Origin of the sequence: Falsochrobactrum ovis (genome assembly GCF_003259955.1) — a bacterium.
Taxonomy (GTDB): domain Bacteria; phylum Pseudomonadota; class Alphaproteobacteria; order Rhizobiales; family Rhizobiaceae; genus Brucella; species Brucella ovis_A.
In genome coordinates this window covers 136,670-151,596 of record NZ_QLMK01000005.1, presented here as the reverse complement: position 1 = coordinate 151,596, position 14,927 = coordinate 136,670, and the positions used below count along the sequence as shown (strand labels likewise).

Sequence of the window (14,927 nt, the reverse complement as noted above, 5' to 3'; positions counted from 1 at the left end):
TCATGCCGCCTCGCTTTCTGCCTGTCTGGCAATTGCACGGCGATAATCGACAGCAATTTCCTCAAGCACATTCACGTCTTGCTGGCGGTTGTCGATCTCATGATCAGGGCGCTTGTTGCGACCCGACGAGAATTGACTAATCCACAACTGCTTTTCGCGGATGATCTTCTCGACACGATCTAGCTTTTGCTGGTGGGTGATCATCACATCACACTCCATGCAAAATAGAGGCTGATCAGCGAGATAAGAGATGCGGCGACAAGAACGGCACCGGCTGCGATTATGAAGGTCTCTAACCAGTTCATTCGTCATCTCCTTTCAGCTCGGGGCAAATCCACTCGGCCAGCCATGCGGCCTTGTCACGGAGCCACGTTGCCAACACGTTCCTGCGCTCGAATGACAGCCACCTGAGCAAGACGGGCGGTTTCTTCGCGGTAAGCGGCATGTTTCTTCCTTGCGTCGAGGATCGCCCGCATATCTTCGATTTCGCGGTGTTCGATCCGGCTAGCTTCTTTGTTGAAAACGGCTCTAACTCGCCGTCTGGTCCACGCACTGTTACGCCTGCTCAAGAGCGCATAAGCCCGTTCAAGCATTGACTTGACAGGCTCGCGGACACCGCGAGCGCCAATTACATCGTCAAGCAGAGACGCGGCCATATCCACGTCAGACATGGGCTGGTTCTCCTTGGCTGAAAAATCCACGTTCGTGGATGAACGTCCCAAGTTCATGGGTGACTCCTTCGCTACGTTTCAGGACGTAGGGAACGATCTGAAACGAAACGAACGCAGGAGATTGGGATTGGAGCATGTCGGGAACGCGGTCTGGAGAGTTCTGCAAAACGCTCGCAAAGCCGCGAAAGCCCGAGAGAATAAAACGGATGACGGTAAGCAGAGACCTGCCGTGTTCAAGGTTGCAGACGGGGAAGCCCCAGCCCTGCCACCGGCATCCGTTACCAGTGCGAACCGCACCAGATTGAAGATTTGAGAATTGGACAGCGACAAAGTTCCTCATCGCCGCATGTCCTGTCCAAAGGAGGAAGCCGAGACGCTGAGAGGGGGTGCGTCTCGGCTTTCTTCATCTACCGCTTGGGAGGAGGACGGGGCAGATGAAGGGGATTGACTCTTGTCAGCGAAATTGCGCCAATCATTCGGATTGGTTACGTTTTCCATGGAGGGGGAGTTATGAGCGAAGATATTTTGCGACGCATTGAGGCTATCGAGATTGAGAACGCTGCGTTCTCCGCAATCATTTCCGCTATCGGCACGCATTTTGGTTCTGAGTTTTTGGAACAGGCGGCAAGCATCGTGCAGATGACCGGGAGCCATCCCGACGCGCCGAGCGAGGTCAAAAAGCGGATGACCGAAGCCCTCAGGGTCATCGATGACATCCGCGTTATTAGCGATGGCAAGCCAAGACCGGCAGGAATCGTTTAAAGACACGCTCATGCTACGGACCTCAACTTTGAACGTTGTGAGGCCAACCAAACAAACGTTATGCCTTTGATCCCCCGCCTTTCACTGGCCGCAACAACCTGCTCCCAGTGCTCAGGTGCGATACTTTCGCGCCTACGCATTTGCCGGGCTGCTTCATACCCACAGCCAACATCGCGGGCGAATTCTGAAATTTTTCCCCAACGATCAATCAGGTCTGGAATAGTTCTTGGAGTTTCCATCATAAAGCTATCGTACGCTATGTACGATTGTATAGCAAGCCAAATCGTACGCACAGTACGATGATAATAGGCAATAATGTACGAATGGAACCAAAAGACAGGCTTAAATTAGCGCGACGGAACGCGGGCTTTGAACGCCCTACAGACGCCGCTCGCGCGCATAAAGAAATTAATCAAAACACCCTTATTAGCCATGAGAATGGCAATAGACCGGTGTCAAAAAACGCTGCGCAAAAATATGCGCAATTATTTGGAGTAGATGCCGGTTGGATACTATACGGAGAGGGCAACGGCCCCTCGTCCGCTACAGATCCTAAATGGGCAGAATTCACTGAACTGTTCTCCCAGGTAGGTGAGAAAGAACAGAACACCGTTCTTGAGCTAATGCGCTCGCTAGCTGCCGCAAAGAAAGAATAATTTGATCACGCTCATGGTCCGATAACTTATCCCAAATCAGTCGCGCTTCTTTTATTTTTTTCACAGTGCCCTCCGCTCCACACTTATGCTGCATTGATTCACAGAACAAATCAAGAACTAGGATAACGGATGGTTAAGAGGCGGGGATAAGTTTATTGTCGCCGCTACATCTTGCGGTGGGCGCGAAAATAGACGCAAATGCTTGTTGTGGATTATTGGGGGTAATCTTGCACAAACGCGCACACTTCATTCTCAGGATAGCGTTCATCGCCCTGCCATTCGTATTGATCGGCGGGATTGCAGTGAAGCTTATGGGACTGGAATGAACTGGTGGTATTCGTTTGCGGAGGGGTTAAGCATCGTGCTGCTTGTGGCGGTGCTGGCGGTGTATCTGCTGCCGAGAAGATGATTAGCAAAAGGGTGGGAAAAGTAATATGACAGGCATTATCCTAACATAGCATTTACAATGGAGGGGACACATGGGGACTTTCAGTATTTGGCACTGGATTATAACGTTGGCAATATGGTGGTGTTTACTAGGCTGGCCGGGCTCAAGAATCCTTAAGCGAATTGGATTCTCCGGCTGGTGGGTACTTCTATCTTTCGTGCCGATCGCCAACATTATTGGTCTTTGGATACTTGCAACAACACAGTGGCCCCGCGACAACGCCCGTCAACCGACCACAAATGTGCGATAGCAAATTGAAGCGTCCATTAAAGCCCCGCTCCGGCGGGGTTTCTTTTTGGGTTAACGCATCAACCTGAGTCCTGTATGCTTATGCCGTGGAGGACGAACCATGGCAAAAGAGGATCATTCGGAGAAGCGCGACATATCCATATCCGGCGATCAATCCAGCGGTGGAGACTCACAGGGCAGCACACTGAGACCGATGTTAGTCTCCGGCCTGATCTTTGTGATATTGGGCGGCATCGTGATCATGATGTTTGTCTGACGCGTGCCGACATTCTTTTCGCTTCATTGCTCTGACCCACATGACAGAAGGACAGTTCGCACGTATTGTGGTAGCACCGCGAAATCTCTTATTCAGTCTGTCGTCGGATTGCTTCACTTACAAATTGCTGCAGCGACCATAAGTAGCTTTTTTGAGCTTCTGTGTATGTAATTTGAAGCGCCTCTGGAACGATTAACTGTAGATTAGCGCCCTGCATTTGATCAGTTTGCCGTGTCGATATGCCCGGCTCCAGTGTGATAAGATGCTTACGAGAAACTTTATTCGCCTCAGGTAAGACTTGGCGCCACCGGTCCTTACAGGTAGACTTAGCCCCAAGCATCAAAAGCCTAGGATCATCGCGCTCTGCCTCTGCATATGTGACCGCACCGGGGAAAAGAAAGTCAGGTTTATTTCCGTTCTCTGTAATTGCTCCGCGATCGTATTTCAAAGAAAAAGCATTAAAGACAGCTTCGAGATGGTTTTCTAGGCTAAAACCCATCCGTGCTTTTCTTCGATTTTGCACGCTAAGTGAAAATGATAAAAACCCATCAATATCCACATCGCCCCCGTCGTAGAAACCTTGTTTCAGTCTTTCGGCTACAATACGCTTTTCTAACCTCCGGAACATTGCTTCTTCATGATCGAGCCACGCCATTAGAGCAAAATCTGGGTCATCTAACGCTGATATACTTGGTAGCGTTTGCCTCGCTAAATCAGAAAATTCTCTAGTCTTGGGGAATGTAAGTTCAAATCTATCAATAATCGTATCTAAACTATTGGCTTCCGGATCTTCAAACTCGATTCCTAACTCGTCAAGTATAAACCTCGCCGCAAAATCCAGTTCGGGATCAGTGTCGTGTATTTCCTTAGATACAAATCTCCCTCCCACATCACTAAAGCCAAACAGCCATAAAAGCTGTTTCTCACTTGTCGTTCCCGAAGGAGTTACAATGAAAAATAGCGATCCATTAGTTTCTTTAGCTAGGAAAAGTGTGTCACCCTCCTGCATAGCCTCGGTCACCGGATTTGATTTATAATATAGTCGCCATTCCGCTGATCGATGATGTTGATTTTCGCGCGTATCGTAATGCGTGGAACTACCTTCGACCGAGAAAGCATCCTGCTCATTTCCTAACCAGATATAATATGTAGGAAATACAGTTTTTTCTTCACCGAGAAATTGGTCACGCATAGTCTTTGTTGTACCAATTTCGTGCTGATTAGAGCTTTTGGGCTCGGCGTCTACTGCAGTCAGCGTTTTGACCCCAACACCCTCAAAATAATCCGACAAATGACCACGTCGTATTGTCATCTAGACCCCCCGACTCAGATTGGATCAGGGGATCTTCCTTCGCGGTAAAAAATCAGTCAAGAATGGGCCGATAGAGCAACCACTATGCGGCTAATTTGGATTTAGCATCAGGAACCGCCGAATCTGACAGTGTCGTATGGTCTTTTAAAGCTGTTTGTATGTGTGGTCGCATCAGATCGGCCACGGCCCTTACAACAGGCACGACTACAGCATTTCCGAACTGCCTGTAGGCTTGAGTGTCGGAAACTGGTATTTTAAATTTGTCACCTTGAGCTTCATTAAATCCCATGAGACGAGAGCACTCTAACGGCGTTAAGCGCCTCGGTATTGGCCCATCCTGCTCGACAAGAATTTCGGAGCCATCTTTGTAATATCTGGCTGAAAGCGTTCGCGTAATATCGTTAGGACCAAAAAGAGAATAACCGAACCCATTGCCAGCTTTTTTGTGCTTCGCTTTATAATCTTGAAGATAGCTCCATAGCTTCGGCGTTAGCGTGTATTTATCATCAACTTCGTCCTCAAGGATATCGCCCAGCTTTGGCTTGATAGAATCAGGAATAATTAAGTTATCAAAGCTAAAATCAGATTTCTCACGGAAGCCAACAATAAAAATGCGCTCACGCTTCTGAGGCACCCAAGCTTCGGAGCTGATCACACGATGATGCACCTCATAACCAAGTTCATTCTTAAGAACATTCATTATGGTTTTAAATGTTGTACCACCATCATGTCTCTCTAGGTTCTTTACGTTTTCCAATAGAAACGCTGCTGGCCTACGATAGGCTATTATTTTAGCCAAATCGTAGAATAATGTACCCTGTGTGTCGCAAAGAAAACCATGTGGACGACCGAGGGAGTTTTTCTTTGATACGCCGGCTATCGAAAATGGCTGGCAAGGAAACCCAGCCAGCAAAACATCGTGTTCTGGAATAGATATAGGGTTTTGAGCGTACGGCCGTATGTCGCCTACTGACTGATGACTGCTATCTGAGTTCTCTGGGAAATTAGCCGCGTAAGTTTCTCTAGAAAACCGATCCCACTCCGAGGTAAAAATACACCTGCCTCCAATTTCGTCAAACGGGATTCTTAGCCCTCCGATACCCGCGAACAAGTCGACAAATGTGAACATCTTGCCGGTGGTGTTTTCCCTACGGCAGCGCCGATCAGCCTCTTGCCTGATAATTTCAAGCTCTAATTCTGGAACCCTCTTCCCATCGCCTTTTATATATCTGCGTACGGTACGGGGGCTTCTTTTGAGTAGTGCTGCGGCCTCGTCAACGGTTAGTCCCGCCCTCCGGATAAGACGTTCGAAATCAGTTTCCATAACATTCCCTACTGTGAAGATTTTGGACATAATGACATAAAGAATCCCAGAGGAATAGCAACCTTTTTACATGGCCGATTAAAAATATCGCTGAATAGCGTTCTGCGCATCAATGCAACTGATTCTACACGGTTCGCGGGTGGTGGGCAATAATAGCGAATACATTTTGTACGATTACTTACGTTTTCGTACACTTTGTACTTGACCGCATGTCGTACGTTTTGTACGGTACTCTCAACAACCGAGTTGGGAGCAGAAAATGCAAACGACATACAGCATTCCTGAAAAGACACTGACGGCAGTCCTAGATCGCGAGATTTATCAAGTTATCTGGATGAACTTTGCTGGCTACATCTGCATGGATGGTGACCGCAAGGTCACTGACATGAACCGCGAAAGCGCCCTTGAGGCTTATCGCGAAGGCAATGTGCTCAAGGTCTTCTGCATCAACCTCATTGAAGGCACTTGCCGCGACGTAACTGACGAAATTGCCGGTGAAATTGAGTACGAGCAGGAACAGGCAGAGGCTTACGAATACGTCTCTCCCCGCGTCTATCGCTCTTTGGAGAATGCAGGGAGGACGTTGTAATGGCTTACATCGAATTCGACCCATACGACTACATAGACGAAATCACCACAAAGCAACTCGTCCGCGAGTTGGAAGGGCGCAGGGCGGATGGCGATAGCGATGCGCATACTGACCGCGCTTGGCGTGAATGGGTGATGCTGGCGGAACTGATCGCCGAAGGCCGTAAGAGCGATGCTCTTGACCTTTTGGCAAGGCTCGCACCGGTCGAAATCAACCCAATAACCACCATCAACTGCGTCCAGATGAGAATGGCGGTTCATCATGCGTGAACTCTCCCGCCTTGAAGCAATCACCCTTCCGATTTTCGCATTAGTCGCGCCGTTTCTGGTGTTGGCAGTGGGGTGCTGAGATGACTGATCACCTCACCGTGGAAGGCAGGGCTGAGCTCGAAGCGATACGCTCAATAATGACGAAGCCCGAAGGCTTCATAGTTCATCAGCTGCGCTCCGCCATCATAGACACAGCCCGTGTTTACGGCTTGGGCGGCGCTCGCCAGCTGGTGGCAGAAATACTCAACGATTACGCGCAAAGGGGAAGATAAATGGCTTCTCAAGCACTTGATATTCAGCATACCAATGAGCTGCCTTCTAAGCAGACGGGCACCAATGTCATCAATACGTTTGATGCGTTAGCGTTGGCTATTCAGCAGGGCGCCACACCCGAAGCGTTGACGAGTATTATGGCCTTGCATGAACGCTTGCAGGCAGTAGCCGCCCGTAAGGCATTTGATGCTGCAATAGCTGCGGCAAAATCAGAAATGCCTATCATCATGAAAACCCGCACGGTTGATTTTACAGGCAAGACCGGCGTCCGCACCAACTATAACTTTGAAGATTTGGCGAGCATTGCCGATGCTGTAACGCCAGTTCTGTCCAAGCACGGTCTTTCGTATCGCTATCGCACCAGTCAAGAAAACGGATTAGTTTCTGTCACCTGCATTATCGCACACGAAGATGGCTATTCGGAAGAAACGACACTATCGGCAGGTAGCGACACCTCTGGTAACAAGAATAGCATTCAGGCCATAGGCTCAACCGTCACCTATTTGCAAAGATATACCATCAAAGCCGCTCTTGGACTGGCCGTGGCGGACGATGATGATGGCCACGCTCACGGACAGTCAGCCGAAGATGCTGCAACCATATCCAAAGAGCAACAAATGGCCGTCTTGCGCCTGATCGAAGATACCGGCACCGACATTGAGCGCTTCTGTAAATACATGAACATTGATGCTGTGCCAGACATTAAGGTCAGCGAGTTCCAGCGCGCCATTACGATGCTCGAAAAGAAGAAGGGGCAAGTAAATGGCTGATATTATTCAAGGCTCACCAGAATGGCATGAGTTGAGGATTGGCCGGGTCACGGCCTCCCGCGTTGCCGATGTAGTGGCAAAGACCAAGAGCGGATATTCAGCCTCCCGCGCAAACTATATGGCGCAACTGATTGCCGAGCGCCTGACCGGGACCGTTGCGGAAAGCTTCACAAATGCCGCCATGCAATGGGGCAATGATCAAGAAGCCGATGCGCGCATTGCATATGAGTTTTATGCGAACGTTGATGTTGATCAGGTCGCCTTTGTCCCTCACCCGTCAATTGCCATGACAGGGGCGTCCCCTGATGGCCTTGTAGGCGATAGCGGGCTTGTTGAAATCAAGTGTCCGAATACTGCCACGCACATTGAAACCCTGCGCGGCGGGACTGTTCCCGGCAAATACGTCACACAGATGTTTTGGCAGATGGCCTGCACAGGTCGCCAATGGTGCGATTTCGTCTCCTACGACCCAAGAATGCCGGAGCAAATGCGCCTGTTCATAAAGCGCATCGAGCGTGACGACGCACGTATTCGGGAACTTGAAATGGAAGTTATCCAGTTCCTGAAAGAGCTTTCCGAAACGGTGCAAGAACTTTCCCGCAAGTACGGCGGCGACGTCGACGCTTCGGAAATCACCGATCAAGTCAGATACATGATGGCGGGGTGAGATATGTCAGTTCCAATCACAATGTCTTGGGACGGAGAAGCAATGGTCCCAGTCTCGCCTTATTGGGCGGGTCGCGCAGATCGACAGTTTGTCATCGGCGAGACTTACAAAATGGTCGAACACCACGACCGCTCGCAAGCGAGCCACAATCATTATTTCGCATCGATCGCTAATGCCTGGAACACTCTGCCGGATGATCTTCTGGTAGAATATCCAACTGCGGAGCATCTGCGTAAAAAGATGCTGGTCAAGTGCGGCTATGCCGATGAGCGCAGTATTGTATGCGCTACCAAAGCAGATGCAGAACGATTAGCAGCCTTCGTCAAGCCGATGGACACATACGCAGTGGTTATCCATAGCGAGGCGGTTGTGAAGGTATTCACCGCTCAAAGTCAGGGCATGAAGGCTATGGGCAAACGCGAGTTTCAGGAAAGTAAAGAAGCTGTTCTTGCCGCTATCGACAAACTGCTTGGTGTGGATGTTGGAGCTACCGCGAGGGCAGCAGCATGACCGCTATTCCCTTACGCGCTCCATCGTATGCACACCGTACGAAAGCTAACGCCGCAAGATATGTGGAAACGCACACTCAGCTTGCACGTGAAGTGCGCCAGCTGACCGATCGTGAGTTTGCACAACACCTAGACATTGTTCTGTCCGCAACTGACTTCTCGGAGGATGTGTGATGGCTAGACGTGAATTCAGTAAGAAAGTTTACGCCGAAATAGTTAAGCGCGCCATGCTCCCAAACGGCGAAATCGCCTGCGAAGGTTGCGGCCTAATACTTGGCAAGAAACCTTATCACGTCGATCACATCAAACCCGATGCACTTGAGATTGATAAGAGCCAGCGCCTTACCGCAAAGGACGGCCAGCTTCTCGGAGCAGAATGCTGCCATAAGCCGAAAACGAAACAGGACATTACCGTCATAGCAGAAGCAAAAAGGCGCGAAGCAAAACACCTTGGAATGAAACGACCAACTTCAAAACTCGCCGCCAAGGATAAATCACCCAAACGCCTCACAAAACAACTCCCTCACCGTAAGCGCGACGTATTCGGTCGCCCTGTTAGCGAAGGTATCCCATCATGAAACTGACCCCGATGATTGACTACGAAGACCTGATTTTTCAAGCAAAGTGCCAGCTTGATAACGTGTCCGATTATTTCGATGAAGATGCATCACTGCACCGCTGCGAAGGCAATACGCTGTTTATGATCCTCGATGATGGATCGGAAGCGCGCATCGATCTTGACCCGATCATTGATTTCGTTGCTGCGATGAAGGAGTTGCGGTGATGGCGGACGCACAAGCCATGACCATTCCAAAACAAGCTATTGATGCAGCGGCAAAAGCAATTGCAGACAGCATCGGCCACGGCATGAGTGAAAAGTGCTTCGATCGCGCTCGCGCCGCCCTCACCGCGGCAGCCCCGTATATGTCATCCTCAGCGCGTGAACAGGCGTTGGAGGAAGCGGCGCAGTGGTATGAGAAGCAGCGCCAAAAATGGCTAGAGATGAATATCGGCCTACCAGATTTTGCGCCCGAAATTCGCGCCCTCAAATCGCAGCCAGCACCACAGACAGGAGGCGGGGAATGAAGGCTAATTATTTTGGTGATTATGAATATCGCTATCAATCTGCATGTGGATTGCAAAGGCGTAAAATTTACAACTCATCATTCAATCGCGTCAATGGCACTATGTTTGAAGAGATGACAGCTGATGAACTTGAGCACTGTGCGAATGTCATGCGCAGAGCATTATCAGGAGGCGGGGAATGAGTAAGTTGATTGTGGAAGCCATCACCGAACATTACGGCGAACGCTGCCCAGACTACGACGAAGATTGCTTTTGCTGCAAAGTCTGGAGTGACTATGACGCCTTAACATCCCCTGCCCGATGCGACGAGTTGGTGACGATAGGTGCGACCTACCTTGGCAAGTTTTCCCCTAGAAAGAACAAGGCCATGTGGCCGGATGGTGCTCACGAACTCGTCACTCGCCAGAACGCCGAGGAGGTGATAGCGGCAAAGGATGCGCAGCTTGAGCGCCTTGCTGACGACTATCAAGGCAAATGCGATGAAATATCACGAGGATGGAAAGAGTTTAAAGCCCTCGAAGCCGAGAACAAGCGCCTGCGGGAGGCGTTGATGATGATCGCTAAGATTGAATTTTCATTTCCAGAAGAACTACGTGACATAGCCCGTGCCGTGCTGGGAGGGAAGCCGTTTTAACTTATGGGCTATCGTGAAATTTCAATGTAAATATTCCATACTTCAGGGAGGTCAGCATGAAACCAATTTATGGTCCGAGAAAGAAATCAAGGAAGAAGTCGAGAAAGAAGACTGGGGTAAAGACAAAAGCCATACTGCGGGACGTCGTCACGCCACACTACACAGTCGCAAAGAGAAATGGGAAGTGGTGCGTCTATTCAGGCCAAGAAGTATTAGCAACCTTCGATTATTACAAGTCCTGCTTTATTTTCATACAGAAACATCAGCCATTGTCGGGCCCATGAAAGGCGGTGGGAAATGATTGCGGAAATGTATTGCGAGGAATGCCATCGCATCGAAGATGATCCAATCATACTTGTTAAGAGTGATCCTTGTGCCCGTGCATATGTAAAAAATATTCTAGATGAAGTCCGTGTAGCACTAGAGGTGAAGCCATGATTGACGCTTTTAGTAATCCTTATTTCGGCTTCATCGGAATACTAACCTCTGCTGTCGGATCAGTAATTGTCCTATCGCTTTTAGTGATGTGGGCAACCGAACAGGTTATCAATCTCTTCGGGCTTAAGAAGGCACTTATAATAGCTTATCGACAGCATCTCATTAGCAAAAAAGGACACCAGCCATGACCTATGATGAACTGGTGGGCCGCCTCGCCATCCCCGCAGCCAGCCCATTAGGGGAGAAGAAGGGATGACTAGGCCAGCCACGATCCGCAAAAATGATCTCAAGCGGTATGCCGAAGTTGCCAATGAAAACGGCTGCAAGATCATCATTCGCACCGGCGATACCACAATCACAGTCGTACCGGATAAACCCAATAGTGAATCAAGCGGTATTGACTATAGCCGCCCCGTACTATGACAGTTATCGAATGAAGAGAAAGCTTCCTCTCTATGTACACCGGCAAAAGACCCGCCATGGCAAGTGGGTCTATTATTTTCGCATGGGGAAAGGAAAACGCACCCGCCTACCAAGCCCAAATGATCCAGCCTTCAAGGAAGCTTATCGCGCTGCATTAGCTGGCGAACCCGTTGCAGTTAAACACGTTCCAACCGGAACTCTACAATGGCTCTGGGATAAATACACGAACGAAAGTGCTAGGTGGGCAGCGTATTCGGAGGCCACCAAAAAACAACAGCGTTTGATCATGGAGAAGATGCTAAAAGATAATGCGAACAAAGCGTTATCAGTTTTTACTCAAGATGTGATTCAGGCTGGCGTGGACCGCAGGCATGAAACCCCCGCCCAAGCGGGCAACTTCCTGAAAACATTAAGAGGTCTATTCTCTTGGGCCAAAAAGATGCAATATGTAACCCTTGATCCCACGACCGATATTGATCTGCCTGAATACAAAACAACGGGCTTCCCGGCGTGGACTGTCGAGGATGTGATTGCATTCCGAGGCTATCATAAAGTTGGTACGCATGAACGATTAGCCATGGAGCTGATGCTTTTGGCCGGGCTGCGTCGATCCGACGTTGTGCGCGTAGGACGGCAGCACATCAACGACCGCGTTCTTTCCATGGACACAGCGAAGACCGGAGCAAAAATAAGCGTCGAGCTTTCAGAAGATCTGATTAACATCATAGATGCCACACCAAGAAATGGCCTCCACTTAATAGAAAGTCATATTCGCAAACCGTTCACGAAAGAAAGCTTTGGTAATTGGTTCCGGACAGCTTGCACGAACGCGGGCGTCACAAAATCAGCCCACGGCTTGCGTAAACTCAGTGCAACCATGGCCGCAGAGGGTGGGGCCGCATCCCATCACCTGCTCGCGCAATACGGATGGACAAGCATCGCAACGGCAGAAATTTATACAAAAGGAGTAGATAGGCGCAGGCTTGGCATTGAGACAAGCCGTATCGTTGCGGACCAGATAGAGAACAGAATTGCCCCTCACCCAAATACAGGTGAGGGAATTATCGCGAAAAAGCCAATAAAATCAAAGACTGAAAACTGATGTGGTGGTCTCTCATCGCCCACCATTCAGCCTTGCAAAGTTCAAGTTGCAGCTTTTTTCCAACCATTTCAAAGTCATTCCAGCAACGATGCCCCGCCTGCATTGTTTATTGCTGGATTGTGTTTTTTAAGAATCAAAAAGGGACGCTTTCAAAGCAGAAAACGTCCCATTTTCAATGTTCTGATGTTAAAGACGATTATTACGCTTTTGCGAGCGCCTGCTCCAGATCGGCTATGATATCGTCTGCATCTTCAATACCGATCGAAAGCCTAATGACATCCGGACCTGCTCCAGCGGCAATTTTCTGCTCGTCACTGAGCTGGCGGTGCGTCGTGGATGCTGGGTGAATCACAAGCGAGCGTGTGTCGCCAAGATTCGCCAGAAGCGAAAACAACTCCAAGTTATCAACGAACTTCACGCCCGCTTCGTAACCGCCCTTAATCCCAAAAGTGAAGACTGACCCTGCGCCCTTGGGCGAATATTTCTTCTGCAAAGCGTTGAATTTATCATTGGGAAGACCAGCGTAGCTTACCCACGACACTTTTTCATGTTCATTGAGCCAGCTCGCCACTTTCAGCGCATTATCGCAGTGCCGCTGCATGCGCAGAGGGAGTGTTTCTACGCCCGTGAGTATCTGAAAAGCATTGAACGGCGAGATGGACGGGCCGAAATCGCGCAATCCGAGTACTCGCGCAGCAATCGCAAAGGAAATATTTCCAAAGGTTTTGTGAATTTCGAGGCCCGCATAATCCGGACGTGGTTCGGTCAGAAGTGGGTAATTCCCGGATTTAGCCCAATCAAATGTACCTGCATCCACCAATATACCGCCCATGGAGTTACCATGACCGCCAATAAATTTGGTGAGAGAATGTACAACAATATCTGCGCCGTGCTCGATTGGGCGTATCAAATATGGCGAGGCCATAGTGTTATCGACGATGAGCGGAAGGCCATGCTTATGCGCTATCTCTGCAATCGCAGCAATGTCCGTTACAATTCCGCCGGGGTTAGCAAAGCTTTCAATAAAGATCGCGCGAGTACGCTCATCAATATGACGGGCGAAATCCTCGGGATCTGTCGCATCGGCCCAGCGCACTTCCCAATTAAAAGATTTGAAAGATTGGCCAAATTGGTTAACGGAACCACCATAAAGCTTGTTTGCCGCGACGAAATTATCGCCCGGCTGCATCAAGGTGTGAAAGACCAGCAATTGTGCAGCATGCCCAGATGCGGTCGCCACTGCTGCGGTCCCACCTTCCAAGGCAGCAATACGCTCTTCGAGAACTGCGGTGGTTGGATTGGTAATACGCGTATAAATATTGCCAAATGCTTGCAATCCGAACAATGATGCGGCGTGATCTGCGTCCTCAAAAACGAACGAAGTCGTTTGATATATCGGCGTTGCGCGTGCTCCCGTGGTCGGATCTGGCTTTGCACCGGCGTGGACGGCCAGAGTGCTGATGCCGGGTGAACGTTTCGACATGATTTCCTCCTGGAATGGATCAAAAGCGATAGGTAGCCGGACGTTAGGCCGCACAACCGATAATGCAAAGAAGATTTTTTCGTAAAAAACGAGTAAAATAAAAATTTATTCTGATGACTTATCCCAAGTTTAGGCGAGAAAACTCAATCGCGGGACATCGATTCATCACCACACGGATACCAGCGCGCTCAGCTGTTTCTGCAGCTTCCTGATGTATCACGCCCAGTTGCGTCCATAAGACCTTGGGCTTGATCTTCAATGCGAGCATTTCCTTCACGATGGTAGGCAAATGTTCCGACGAGCGAAACACATCGACCATATCAATAGGCGTATCTATATCAGCTAGGCTCGCAACCACGCGCTGATCATGAATTTCCTTACCCGCCTGGCCCGGATTAACAGGAATAACATGATAGTCTTTTAATAAAAGGAAACGCATAACACTATTGCTTGGGCGCTCAAGCTTTGGCGATGCCCCAAGGAGAGCGATAGTTTTAACGGACAGAAGAATATCTTCAATTTCGCGATTATCGGAAACAGGCATGTCGCTTCTCCTTTAGCCTTGCTACTCTATACCCCATATATGGGGAGAGAAAGCGTGGGCAATCCTAAGCTAGTCATGCAGATCGAAGAGCTGAGCCAGTTTTTGAAATGTGAATTTCCGCAACTCAATGATGAGTTTGAAATTGTGCAGATCGGAAACGGTTATTGCATATTGCAGTTTGAAGCCGATGAGAAACATCTTCGTCCAGGCGGAACTGTATCAGGTCCGGCACTCTTTGCGCTCGCCGTTACGACTAATTTGAATATTAACTTCCTACGCAAACCCGCCCCCGGCCTGATACAAGGAAATGCTAAAATTCTTAAACTCGGAAAACGTTTAGCGATAGTTGAGATATCCATTACCGCCAGGGAAAATGACCAATTGGTTGCGCATGCGATCGCGACATATTCACTTCCTCCCCGGTAAAAAGTACGGTATTAAAATACCTTAACGCTAAGCAAT

Annotated in this window: 23 protein-coding genes; 17 read left to right on the top strand and 6 right to left on the bottom strand. The window is 49.3% G+C overall.

The window, feature by feature from the left end:
* Both C7374_RS08995 and C7374_RS08990 read right to left on the bottom strand, forming a co-directional pair.
* Nucleotides 1-207 (bottom strand): hypothetical protein, encoded by a 207-nt coding sequence (locus tag C7374_RS08995; RefSeq protein ID WP_146612718.1) that lies wholly within the window; start codon nucleotides 205-207, stop codon nucleotides 1-3.
* A 152-nt stretch (nucleotides 208-359) separates the two neighbouring features.
* Nucleotides 360-728 carry a hypothetical protein gene (locus tag C7374_RS08990; RefSeq protein WP_111575281.1) on the bottom strand — a complete coding sequence of 123 codons (369 nt, stop codon included), beginning with the start codon at nucleotides 726-728 and terminating at the stop codon, nucleotides 360-362.
* A gap of 453 nt (nucleotides 729-1,181) precedes the next feature.
* Between C7374_RS08990 and C7374_RS08980 the strand changes: the two genes are divergently transcribed.
* The 3 genes from C7374_RS08980 (at nucleotide 1,182) to C7374_RS16180 (ending at nucleotide 3,042) form a co-directional block, all read left to right on the top strand.
* Nucleotides 1,182-1,433 carry a hypothetical protein gene (locus C7374_RS08980; RefSeq protein WP_111575279.1) on the top strand — a complete coding sequence of 84 codons (252 nt, stop codon included), beginning with the start codon at nucleotides 1,182-1,184 and terminating at the stop codon, nucleotides 1,431-1,433.
* Between the two features lie 323 nt (nucleotides 1,434-1,756).
* Nucleotides 1,757-2,089, top strand: a complete 333-nt coding sequence (locus C7374_RS16255; protein WP_210205106.1) for a helix-turn-helix domain-containing protein — start codon at nucleotides 1,757-1,759, stop codon at nucleotides 2,087-2,089.
* Nucleotides 2,090-2,886: 797 nt separating this feature from the next.
* Nucleotides 2,887-3,042, top strand: coding sequence for a hypothetical protein (locus C7374_RS16180; RefSeq protein WP_170130233.1), 156 nt, complete (start codon nucleotides 2,887-2,889; stop codon nucleotides 3,040-3,042).
* Nucleotides 3,043-3,130: 88 nt separating this feature from the next.
* On the opposite strand, the gene C7374_RS08960 is transcribed toward C7374_RS16180, so the two are convergent.
* Together C7374_RS08960 and dcm are read right to left on the bottom strand one after the other, a co-directional pair.
* The gene (locus tag C7374_RS08960) at nucleotides 3,131-4,354 is read right to left on the bottom strand and encodes a type II restriction endonuclease (protein WP_111575276.1); all 1,224 of its coding nucleotides are present in this window, start codon (nucleotides 4,352-4,354) and stop codon (nucleotides 3,131-3,133) included.
* 82 nt (nucleotides 4,355-4,436) lie between these two features.
* Nucleotides 4,437-5,678 (bottom strand): DNA (cytosine-5-)-methyltransferase, encoded by a 1,242-nt coding sequence (gene dcm, locus C7374_RS08955; protein ID WP_111575275.1) that lies wholly within the window; start codon nucleotides 5,676-5,678, stop codon nucleotides 4,437-4,439.
* A gap of 259 nt (nucleotides 5,679-5,937) precedes the next feature.
* Here dcm and C7374_RS08950 point away from each other — a divergent pair, with 259 nt between their 5' ends.
* From C7374_RS08950 to C7374_RS08895, 13 genes are all read left to right on the top strand, one after another.
* The gene (locus tag C7374_RS08950; RefSeq protein ID WP_111575274.1) at nucleotides 5,938-6,267 is read left to right on the top strand and encodes a hypothetical protein; all 330 of its coding nucleotides are present in this window, start codon (nucleotides 5,938-5,940) and stop codon (nucleotides 6,265-6,267) included.
* On the top strand, nucleotides 6,267-6,536 hold the full coding sequence (locus tag C7374_RS08945) for a hypothetical protein (protein WP_111575273.1): 270 nt from the start codon (nucleotides 6,267-6,269) through the stop codon (nucleotides 6,534-6,536). Before C7374_RS08950 ends, C7374_RS08945 begins: the two co-directional genes overlap by 1 nt.
* Before the next feature lie 80 nt (nucleotides 6,537-6,616).
* A complete protein-coding gene (locus tag C7374_RS08940) occupies nucleotides 6,617-6,808 on the top strand; it encodes a hypothetical protein (protein WP_111575272.1) in 192 nt (63 codons plus the stop codon).
* Entirely contained in the window at nucleotides 6,809-7,579 is a 771-nt protein-coding gene (locus tag C7374_RS08935) for an ERF family protein (RefSeq protein WP_111575271.1), read from the top strand.
* The gene (locus C7374_RS08930) at nucleotides 7,572-8,246 is read left to right on the top strand and encodes a lambda exonuclease family protein (protein WP_111575270.1); all 675 of its coding nucleotides are present in this window, start codon (nucleotides 7,572-7,574) and stop codon (nucleotides 8,244-8,246) included. The genes C7374_RS08935 and C7374_RS08930 overlap by 8 nt, the downstream gene beginning before the upstream one ends.
* A 3-nt stretch (nucleotides 8,247-8,249) precedes the next feature.
* Nucleotides 8,250-8,756, top strand: coding sequence for a hypothetical protein (locus C7374_RS08925; RefSeq protein WP_111575269.1), 507 nt, complete (start codon nucleotides 8,250-8,252; stop codon nucleotides 8,754-8,756).
* Nucleotides 8,757-8,928: 172 nt separating this feature from the next.
* Entirely contained in the window at nucleotides 8,929-9,333 is a 405-nt protein-coding gene (locus C7374_RS15945; protein ID WP_158527823.1) for a hypothetical protein, read from the top strand.
* Nucleotides 9,330-9,539 (top strand): hypothetical protein, encoded by a 210-nt coding sequence (locus C7374_RS15940; protein ID WP_158527822.1) that lies wholly within the window; start codon nucleotides 9,330-9,332, stop codon nucleotides 9,537-9,539. The genes C7374_RS15945 and C7374_RS15940 overlap by 4 nt, the downstream gene beginning before the upstream one ends.
* Nucleotides 9,539-9,841, top strand: a complete 303-nt coding sequence (locus tag C7374_RS08920; RefSeq protein ID WP_111575268.1) for a hypothetical protein — start codon at nucleotides 9,539-9,541, stop codon at nucleotides 9,839-9,841. The genes C7374_RS15940 and C7374_RS08920 overlap by 1 nt, the downstream gene beginning before the upstream one ends.
* A complete protein-coding gene (locus C7374_RS08915; protein ID WP_111575267.1) occupies nucleotides 9,838-10,023 on the top strand; it encodes a hypothetical protein in 186 nt (61 codons plus the stop codon). The genes C7374_RS08920 and C7374_RS08915 overlap by 4 nt, the downstream gene beginning before the upstream one ends.
* Nucleotides 10,020-10,475, top strand: a complete 456-nt coding sequence (locus C7374_RS08910) for a hypothetical protein (RefSeq protein ID WP_111575266.1) — start codon at nucleotides 10,020-10,022, stop codon at nucleotides 10,473-10,475. Before C7374_RS08915 ends, C7374_RS08910 begins: the two co-directional genes overlap by 4 nt.
* A gap of 690 nt (nucleotides 10,476-11,165) precedes the next feature.
* Complete coding sequence (locus tag C7374_RS15935; RefSeq protein ID WP_158527821.1) at nucleotides 11,166-11,336, top strand: hypothetical protein; 171 nt, start codon at nucleotides 11,166-11,168, stop codon at nucleotides 11,334-11,336.
* 10 nt (nucleotides 11,337-11,346) lie between these two features.
* Complete coding sequence (locus tag C7374_RS08895; RefSeq protein ID WP_158527820.1) at nucleotides 11,347-12,438, top strand: tyrosine-type recombinase/integrase; 1,092 nt, start codon at nucleotides 11,347-11,349, stop codon at nucleotides 12,436-12,438.
* Between the two features lie 199 nt (nucleotides 12,439-12,637).
* Here the strand turns inward: C7374_RS08895 and C7374_RS08890 are convergent, their stop codons facing one another.
* The gene (locus C7374_RS08890) at nucleotides 12,638-13,921 is read right to left on the bottom strand and encodes an O-acetylhomoserine aminocarboxypropyltransferase (RefSeq protein WP_111575262.1); all 1,284 of its coding nucleotides are present in this window, start codon (nucleotides 13,919-13,921) and stop codon (nucleotides 12,638-12,640) included.
* A gap of 118 nt (nucleotides 13,922-14,039) precedes the next feature.
* Complete coding sequence (locus C7374_RS08885) at nucleotides 14,040-14,465, bottom strand: CoA-binding protein (RefSeq protein ID WP_111575261.1); 426 nt, start codon at nucleotides 14,463-14,465, stop codon at nucleotides 14,040-14,042.
* Between the two features lie 39 nt (nucleotides 14,466-14,504).
* On the opposite strand from C7374_RS08885, the gene C7374_RS08880 reads away from it, so the two are divergent.
* Nucleotides 14,505-14,891, top strand: coding sequence for a PaaI family thioesterase (locus C7374_RS08880; RefSeq protein ID WP_483459063.1), 387 nt, complete (start codon nucleotides 14,505-14,507; stop codon nucleotides 14,889-14,891).
* The last annotated feature ends 36 nt before the right edge of the window (nucleotides 14,892-14,927 follow it).